Here is a 7365-nt window from a genome sequence, read left to right as displayed (position 1 = left end):
GCAATCGCGCCCTTGCCGACCCCTTCATAGGCGACAATCTTGACGAACTTGTCGCCCACCATCTTCTTCACTTCGCGGGCGATATAGCAGGCCAGCAGCTCGACCGTGGTGTCGGTGTCGATCATCTCCACCTCGGCGGTGGGGATGGCCAGCTGGAACAGCCCTTGCGGCGCCACATATTTGAAGCCGCAGTGATGCTCGCCAAGCTGGGCATTGGCGCGAGGGCTCAAAGCGAGCTCGGTCAGCGCCACCTTGTCCTCCTCGGTGCCAAGGTAGATATCGCCCCAGCGTTCGGCCCAGTTGAGCTCAAGCTCCTGGTCGCGCTCGCCATCGACATGGATCTCGATGGGAGAGCGGTGGCCGTGGGCGATACGCTGGCAGTTGCCATCGTGCTTTTTCAGGCCATGGCTGTAGTGGTAGAAGGCGCCGGTGATCGCCTCCTGACGCAGGGTCAGGGAGAGATCCTTGATATTGCCCGGCAGCCGTTTGGCCAGTACCGCCAGCAGGTAGCGGGTCACCGACTCTTTATCAACTTGCGGAGCCGGGATAAAGGCAAAGCCCTGGGATGGGCAGCGCAGATGGATGGAGCGACCCGGGCGCAGCAGATCCACTGTGCTTTCGTCACCATCCAGTGTCTCGACGTGGATCAGCGGGCACTCGGTCGGCACCAGCAGCTTGTGGTCCACCTCTTCATCGATGATCGATTTGATCAGCTTCTTTACCCGGCCAAAGTCCAGCAGCATGCTCATTTCGTTGAGCTCACCGCTCATTTCGATATCTACCAGCCAGCTCTCGCCCACCATGCCGCGGCGTTCGCAGAGGTAGCTGGAGTCGATCACGGTCAAATCTCTTACAAATAACTTCATCAGTCAGGCCTTGCTACAGAGAAAGGGCAGTTTTGCGCTATTATGACCCGCGATTATCGGCAAAGGAACTGGAACCCCCCATGAACAAACTGCTTATCAAGAATGCCACCTTGGTCAACGAAGGCCGTATCTATGCCTCCGATGTGTTGATCGAGGGGGAACGGATTGCCCGCATCGCCCCGGATATCGAGGCGCCCGATGCGCTGGTTATCGATGCCGCAGGTCGCCATCTCATCCCCGGAATGATCGATGATCAGGTCCACTTCCGGGAGCCGGGATTGACCCACAAGGGGACTATCGCCAGCGAATCCCGCGCCGCCGTCGCCGGTGGCACCACCAGTTTCATGGAAATGCCCAACGTCAATCCCCAGACCACCACCCTCGACGCCCTCGAAGCCAAATACCAGATCGCCGCCAACTCCTCCGTCGCCAACTACAGCTTCTATCTCGGCGCCACCAACGACAACCTTGAAGAGATCAAGCGTCTCGACCCCAAGCAATCCTGCGGGGTCAAGGTGTTTATGGGCTCCTCGACCGGCAACATGCTGGTGGACAATCAGGAGACCCTGGCGGCCATCTTCCGCGAGAGCCCGGTGATGATCGTGACCCACTGCGAAGACACCCCGACCATCGCCAAGGCGGAAGAGGCAGCACGGGCCAAGTGGGGCGAGAATGTGCCGATGGGCGAGCACGGCCGCATTCGCAGCGACGAAGCGTGCTACAAATCCTCCAGCATGGCGGTGGCGTTGGCCAAGCAGTACGGTGCCAAGCTGCACGTGCTGCATCTGACCTCGGCCAAGGAGCTGTCGCTGTTTACCGCCAGCCACGACCTGAGCGAGCTGAAGGACAAGAACATCACCGCCGAGGTGTGTGTTCACCACCTCTTCTTCAATGAAGCCGATTACGAGACCCAGGGCAGCCTGATCAAGTGCAACCCTGCGGTGAAGAGTGCCGCCGACCAGCAGGCACTGCTGGATGCGGTACGCAACGACGTGCTCGACATCATCGCCACCGACCACGCGCCCCACACCTGGGAAGAGAAGCAGAACAGCTACTTCAAGGCGCCGTCCGGTGTGCCGCTGGTGCAGCACTCTTTGCAGGCGCTGCTGGAGCTCTACCACAACGGCGTGTTTACCCTGGAGACCATCGTCAAGAAGACCTCCCACGCGGTAGCCGAGCGCTTCCAGGTGCAGGATCGCGGTTATATCCGCGAGGGGTATTTCGCCGATCTGGTGCTGCTGGATCTGGGCAAGCCCTATGTGGTCAACGATGACAACATCCTCTACCACTGTGGCTGGTCGCCCTTCAACGGCTACCGCTTCCACAGCACGGTGGAGATGACGCTGGTGAACGGCCAGATCGCCTGGCAAAACGGGCAGGTGACTGACCAGATCCTGGGCAAGCGGCTGACCTTTAACCGCTGATTGTTCGTAAAGCAGGCGAACGCACCGTGGCCGAGGAATTGACGGTGTTTCCCTGTTGACAGGGCAGGGTCATCTCCATAAACTCTGCCCCCGTCAGCCGAGCTGACTCCGTCGGTGTGTAGCGCAGCCAGGTAGCGCATCTGCATGGGGTGTAGAGGGTCGGAGGTTCGAATCCTCTCACACCGACCAAATTCCCCGGAAAAGGCCTTGTCAAACGACAAGGCCTTTTCTTTTGCCTGCAATTTGCCGCACAGGCGCGAAGCCAGTGGTGATGGCTTGCGTGAGCAGATTGTGGAGCCACCGCGCTTTATGGTGTAGTAACAACTCTGTTGCTCATTTGCCTGTCGAGGCCTCTCGTGTCTGCATCCGTATCTAAACCCTGTTGTCTGCTGATGCTCACCCTGCTGCTGGTGGGCTGCGCCACCCCTTACGAGAGTGAAAAGTCATTCTGGAACGGCCAGACCGGTTTCTCCCAGACCCGGCTTGGCCCGGACAAGTGGCAACTGGAGTTTGTCGGCAACGATCTGGTGGACAGGGAGACCGCCCGCAAATATGTGCTCAAGCGGGCAGGGGAGCTGGCATTGGCAGAGGGTTACTCCTGGCTCAAGGTCGATGAGCTGACCATTAACCGTGATGCCGTCAGGGTGACCCCATCACGGCCGATCTTCGGCTTTGACGAGGATGAACCGGATCTCTTTATGGCCCAGATGCAGGTGCAGCATACCATCTCGGCGCTGCTCACTTTTCGCCTGTTGCCACGGGCACTCGATGAGCGAACTCTGAATGCGAAATATCTCGCCGAAATCAAAATAAACGGTGATTAATATTGGTGGTTTGCAAGATCCATATCACATACACCTAATGGCAGGATAAAATTCTGGATAAAGCCTCTAGATTTACCCCCTGCTTTTAGGCATTCTCCCAGCATACCAGCCGCCAGGAATCAACGGCTCGGATCACAAAAACGGACTGTAGTGGCTCCCACGCCACTGTTTACGGCTTGCACCAATCAAAACCGGGACTCCCCCATGAAAATGAATAAACTGACGGTCGCCATCCTCATCTCCATGATGTTTGGCATCCTCACCGGCCAGGGCTATCGGATGTTTGCCGCAGATCAGGCTGCGGATTTCGCCAATAACATCACGATCCTGACCGATATCTTCCTGCGACTGATCAAGATGATCATCGCTCCCTTGGTCTTCACTACCCTGGTGGTCGGTATCGCCAAGATGGGCGACACCCGCACCGTGGGTCGTATCGGTGCCAAGACCCTCGGCTGGTTCATGCTGGCCTCCCTGATGTCCCTGAGCCTGGGTCTGGTGATGGTGACCCTGATGCAGCCGGGTGTGGGTCTCTCGCTCTCCCTGCCCAATGACACCGCCAGCTCGGGCATTGCTGCCGGTGCCATTACCCTGAAAGATTTTGTGACCCACGCCATCCCCAAGAGTGTGGTCGAGGCGATGGCCACCAACGAGATCCTGCAGATCGTGGTCTTCTCCCTCTTCTTCGGTCTGGCTGCCGCCGCGCTCGGCGATCTGGCCAAGCCGGTAGTGGTGCTGATGGCCAGCGCTGCCGAGATCATGCTGAAAGTGACCGGCTATGTGATGAACTTTGCGCCGTTCGCGGTGTTTGGCGCCATCGCCGCCATGGTGGCCAAAGAGGGGCTGGGTATTCTGGTTACCTACGGCAGCTTTATGGCCCAGTTCTATATTGCGCTGGCCTGTCTCTGGCTGCTGCTGATCGCCATGGGCAGCGTCTTCCTGCGTGGTCGCGTCATCAAGCTGTTGGCGATGATCCGCGAACCCATCCTGCTGGCCTTCTCGACCGCCAGCTCCGAAGCGGCCTATCCGAAGACCCTGGATCGTCTGGAGAAGTTCGGTTGTGACAAGCGCATTGCCAGCTTCGTGTTGCCGATGGGTTACTCCTTCAACCTCGACGGCTCCATGATGTACTGCACCTTCGCGGTGATGTTCATCGCCCAGGCGTATGGCATCGAGCTCTCCATGGCCCAGCAGATCACCATGCTGCTGCTGCTGATGGTCACCTCCAAGGGGATGGCCGGGGTACCGCGCGCCTCTCTGGTGGTGATTGCCGCCACCCTGAACCAGTTCCATATTCCGGAAGCGGGTATCCTGCTGCTGCTGGGGATCGACCACTTCCTCGACATGGGCCGCTCTGCCACCAACGTGCTGGGCAACGCCATCGCCGCTAGCGTGGTGGCCAAGACCGAAGACAGTCTGGGTGAAACCGTCGCGCTGGGCGAGAGTGAGCCAGCCAAAGCCTGATCACAACGCCATGAAAAATAAACAACAACGGCCCGCCAATGCGGGCCGTTGTTGTTTATGGCTCGTCTACACTGCTAGATAGTTTTCATCTGGAGTGTACGGTTATGAACATTGCTCGTCGGCTTCAACTGATAGCGCTGCTGGTTATGCTGGCGCTTGTTTTCCTCAGCTGGTTCAGTATCAACCGCCTTGGGGCTGGCAATCGAGACTTGAGCTATGTGACGGACAATACGGTGCCCAGTATTGCGCTGATCAAGGAGGTGCAGGCTGCGTTTTATGAGCTGCACTCCCGAGTGCAAAGTCACATTCTCAATACCGATGATGGCAAGATGCAGCAGATAGAAGCCGATATTGCCGAGCATCGCAAACAGATCAATTCGCAACTGGAGAAATATAAAGCAGAGATGCTCTCCAATGACGAAGACCGACGCCTGACCGACGATGATCAACGCATTATCGCGCAATATTATCAGGAGATAGACAAGGTTCTGCAGCTCTCCCACCAAAACAAAAACGACGAAGCGCGAGACATGCTGGCAGGAGAAGCTTCCAGACTGTTCCATCAGTTTGCCAAGGCAATCGAGCTTCACGTCAACTTCAATATGGATTTGGGACTGGCGCTCAAGAAGCAGGGCCAGGAGAACTACGACAGCAGCCTGCAAACCCTGTTGTTTATCGCCGGTGGTGCCACCGTACTGACGATGGGGCTGTTTGTCTGGTTGTTCAATCAGGTGGCCAATCCCCTTCGCACCGCCATGGACACCCTGACCCGGATCCAGCGTGACCTCAACTTTACCCTGAGAGCAGATGTGAAACAGCAGGATGAGATTGGCCTGACCCTCAATGCGGTCAACCGGCTGCTCGATACGCTGCAACAGACATTTACCGAATTTTCCGTAGGCAGCTTGCAGATCAAGAGCACCGCCGAATCCCTCTCTCAGGCAGCGCAACACCTGGCCAGCTCGGCTAATCAGGCCAATGATGCCACCAGTCTGATAGCCGCCGGTGTGGAAGAGATGACGGTCAGCATTACAGATATCTCCCAGCGCACTCAGGAGACGAGCCGCATCACCAACGAGTCGGGGCAACTGGCGACCGAAGGGGGCCGGACCATCGAGCGCACCGTTCATGCCATCAACGAGATCGCCGACTCCATTCGGCAGGCCTCGGCCGAGGTCATTGCGCTGGGTGAGGGCATTTCGCGCATTGGCGGTGTGGTCAACGTGATCCGTGATGTGGCGGGGCAGACCAACTTGCTGGCCTTGAACGCGGCCATTGAAGCGGCGAGGGCCGGGGAGTCCGGCCGTGGCTTTGCGGTGGTGGCGGATGAGGTGCGCAAACTGGCAGAGCGGACGGCGCAATCCACCCAGGAGATCTCCGCCACGGTAGAGGCGATCCAGCAGGAGTCGAACAATACGGTCTCCCGCATGCATCTGGTGGAGGAGAAGGTGAGCCAGGGGGTCACCATGGCGACCGAGAGTGGCGCCATTATTGCCGAAATCCGCAGTGCGTCGCACCGGGTGATGGAGCAGGTGGGCGAGATCACCAATGCCATCCGCGAGCAGAGCTCGGCCGCCGAGTCGATTGCTCATCAGGTGGAGCAGATAGCTCAGGTCGTGCAGCAAACCAGCAGCACAGCAGAGGAGACCTCTGCCGCAGCCGAGGAGCTCAATGTCACCACCGAGAGCATCCACCAGCAGATATCCCGCTATCGCATTCAGTAACGCCGACGGTTGTTATCCATCCGCTATCCCCGCCAGCCAGCTGGCGGGGATTTTTTTATATGGCTTGCTTAGAAGCCTGAGCCCGGTTGCTGCAAAAATGCCGCCTCTTCCGGTGTGCTGGTGCGACCCAGAATGTCGTTGCGGTGGGGGAAGCGGCCAAAGCGTTCGATGATCACCTGATGGCGGCGGGCAAAGTCGGCAAATCCGGCAAACGTTGCTTGCGCCGGTGTGCCAGCCTGCTCGGCAGCGAGTGCCTCGAACAGGGACACGCTTCGGACTTGTTGTTCGCGGGATTCGGCATGCTCTAGCGGCAGATAGAAGAAGACCCGCTCCAGTGGCGAGAGGGATTTGTCAGCCCCGATGGACAGCCCTTTCAGGCAGAGATCCCTTGCCAGCGGATCCTGGGCAAAGGCCGCAGGCGTGCCGCGATGGATATTGCGGGGCAGCTGGTCAAGCAGCAGGATCAGCGCCAGCCTGCCGTGGTGCAGATCGGCCCAGTCGGCCAGCTCCCCGTTGGCGGCCGCCTCTGCTTGCGCGCCAAATTGCTTGGCCAGCAGGGCATCCGTTTCGCTGCTTTTCCCCCACCAGAGAGGGGCTTGCCGTGTGGCCCGCAGGACATCATCGGCTTCGTCGCCAAACCAGAAATCGAGCAGAGGTTGCCAGGGTTGCATGGGAACTCCTTGAGGTGATTCAGAGGGAACCAGGAACAAATGGCTCAGGGGTGCTGCCGAAACGGCGGCTTCTCGTTACACTGTGCCATCTTTTGCCCGAAAGGCGTAACCCCCCGATGGCGAGCGCCGGATTTTTGGCTCGGCCGATGATGGCCTGCGATCGCCATGAGGTGGTCCTGTTGACCCTGATGGTTATCGGGACTTACACCTCTCTCCCGGGGTTGTTATCACTGATATAAGGAATCTTTGATATGGCCGGGACCAGTTTGTTGGCCCTGCTCGACGATATCGCCAGCGTGCTTGATGACGTGGCGCTGATGACCAAGGTCGTGGTGAACAAGAGCGAGACATTTTTCGGGAAGACGTTTCTCACTGATATAAGGGATCTTTGA

The 7365-nt window shown here is 58.4% G+C and carries 7 protein-coding genes and 1 tRNA gene; 6 read left to right on the top strand and 2 right to left on the bottom strand.

Translation table 11 applies throughout. The annotated features are described in order from the left end of the window. A partial coding sequence (locus AB5Y85_RS15395) for a 6-pyruvoyl tetrahydropterin synthase family protein (RefSeq protein WP_368221719.1) occupies positions 1-866 on the bottom strand: 866 nt, incomplete at its 3' end. Between the two features lie 80 nt (positions 867-946). Here AB5Y85_RS15395 and AB5Y85_RS15390 point away from each other — a divergent pair. The 5 genes from AB5Y85_RS15390 (at position 947) to AB5Y85_RS15370 (ending at position 6302) form a co-directional block, all read left to right on the top strand. Next, complete coding sequence (locus AB5Y85_RS15390; protein WP_005353068.1) at positions 947-2290, top strand: dihydroorotase; 1344 nt, start codon at positions 947-949, stop codon at positions 2288-2290. Between the two features lie 112 nt (positions 2291-2402). After that, positions 2403-2479: transfer RNA gene (locus tag AB5Y85_RS15385), tRNA-Pro, on the top strand. A gap of 203 nt (positions 2480-2682) precedes the next feature. Continuing rightward, a complete protein-coding gene (locus AB5Y85_RS15380; protein WP_307772306.1) occupies positions 2683-3114 on the top strand; it encodes a hypothetical protein in 432 nt (143 codons plus the stop codon). A 204-nt stretch (positions 3115-3318) separates the two neighbouring features. Beyond that, positions 3319-4578, top strand: coding sequence for a dicarboxylate/amino acid:cation symporter (locus tag AB5Y85_RS15375; protein ID WP_005334018.1), 1260 nt, complete (start codon positions 3319-3321; stop codon positions 4576-4578). A gap of 104 nt (positions 4579-4682) precedes the next feature. Then, on the top strand, positions 4683-6302 hold the full coding sequence (locus tag AB5Y85_RS15370) for a methyl-accepting chemotaxis protein (protein ID WP_257687589.1): 1620 nt from the start codon (positions 4683-4685) through the stop codon (positions 6300-6302). 68 nt (positions 6303-6370) lie between these two features. On the opposite strand, the gene AB5Y85_RS15365 is transcribed toward AB5Y85_RS15370, so the two are convergent. After that, positions 6371-6973 carry a DUF924 family protein gene (locus AB5Y85_RS15365; RefSeq protein ID WP_257687588.1) on the bottom strand — a complete coding sequence of 201 codons (603 nt, stop codon included), beginning with the start codon at positions 6971-6973 and terminating at the stop codon, positions 6371-6373. A 251-nt stretch (positions 6974-7224) separates the two neighbouring features. On the opposite strand from AB5Y85_RS15365, the gene AB5Y85_RS15360 reads away from it, so the two are divergent. Next, positions 7225-7365, top strand: coding sequence for a hypothetical protein (locus tag AB5Y85_RS15360; protein WP_193558099.1), 141 nt, complete (start codon positions 7225-7227; stop codon positions 7363-7365).

This window comes from Aeromonas sp. R3-1 (assembly GCF_040908345.1).
GTDB classification, from domain to species: Bacteria; Pseudomonadota; Gammaproteobacteria; order Enterobacterales; family Aeromonadaceae; genus Aeromonas; species Aeromonas veronii.
Note: the sequence above shows the minus strand (reverse complement) of the source record. Positions and strands in the feature narration are given on the sequence as shown.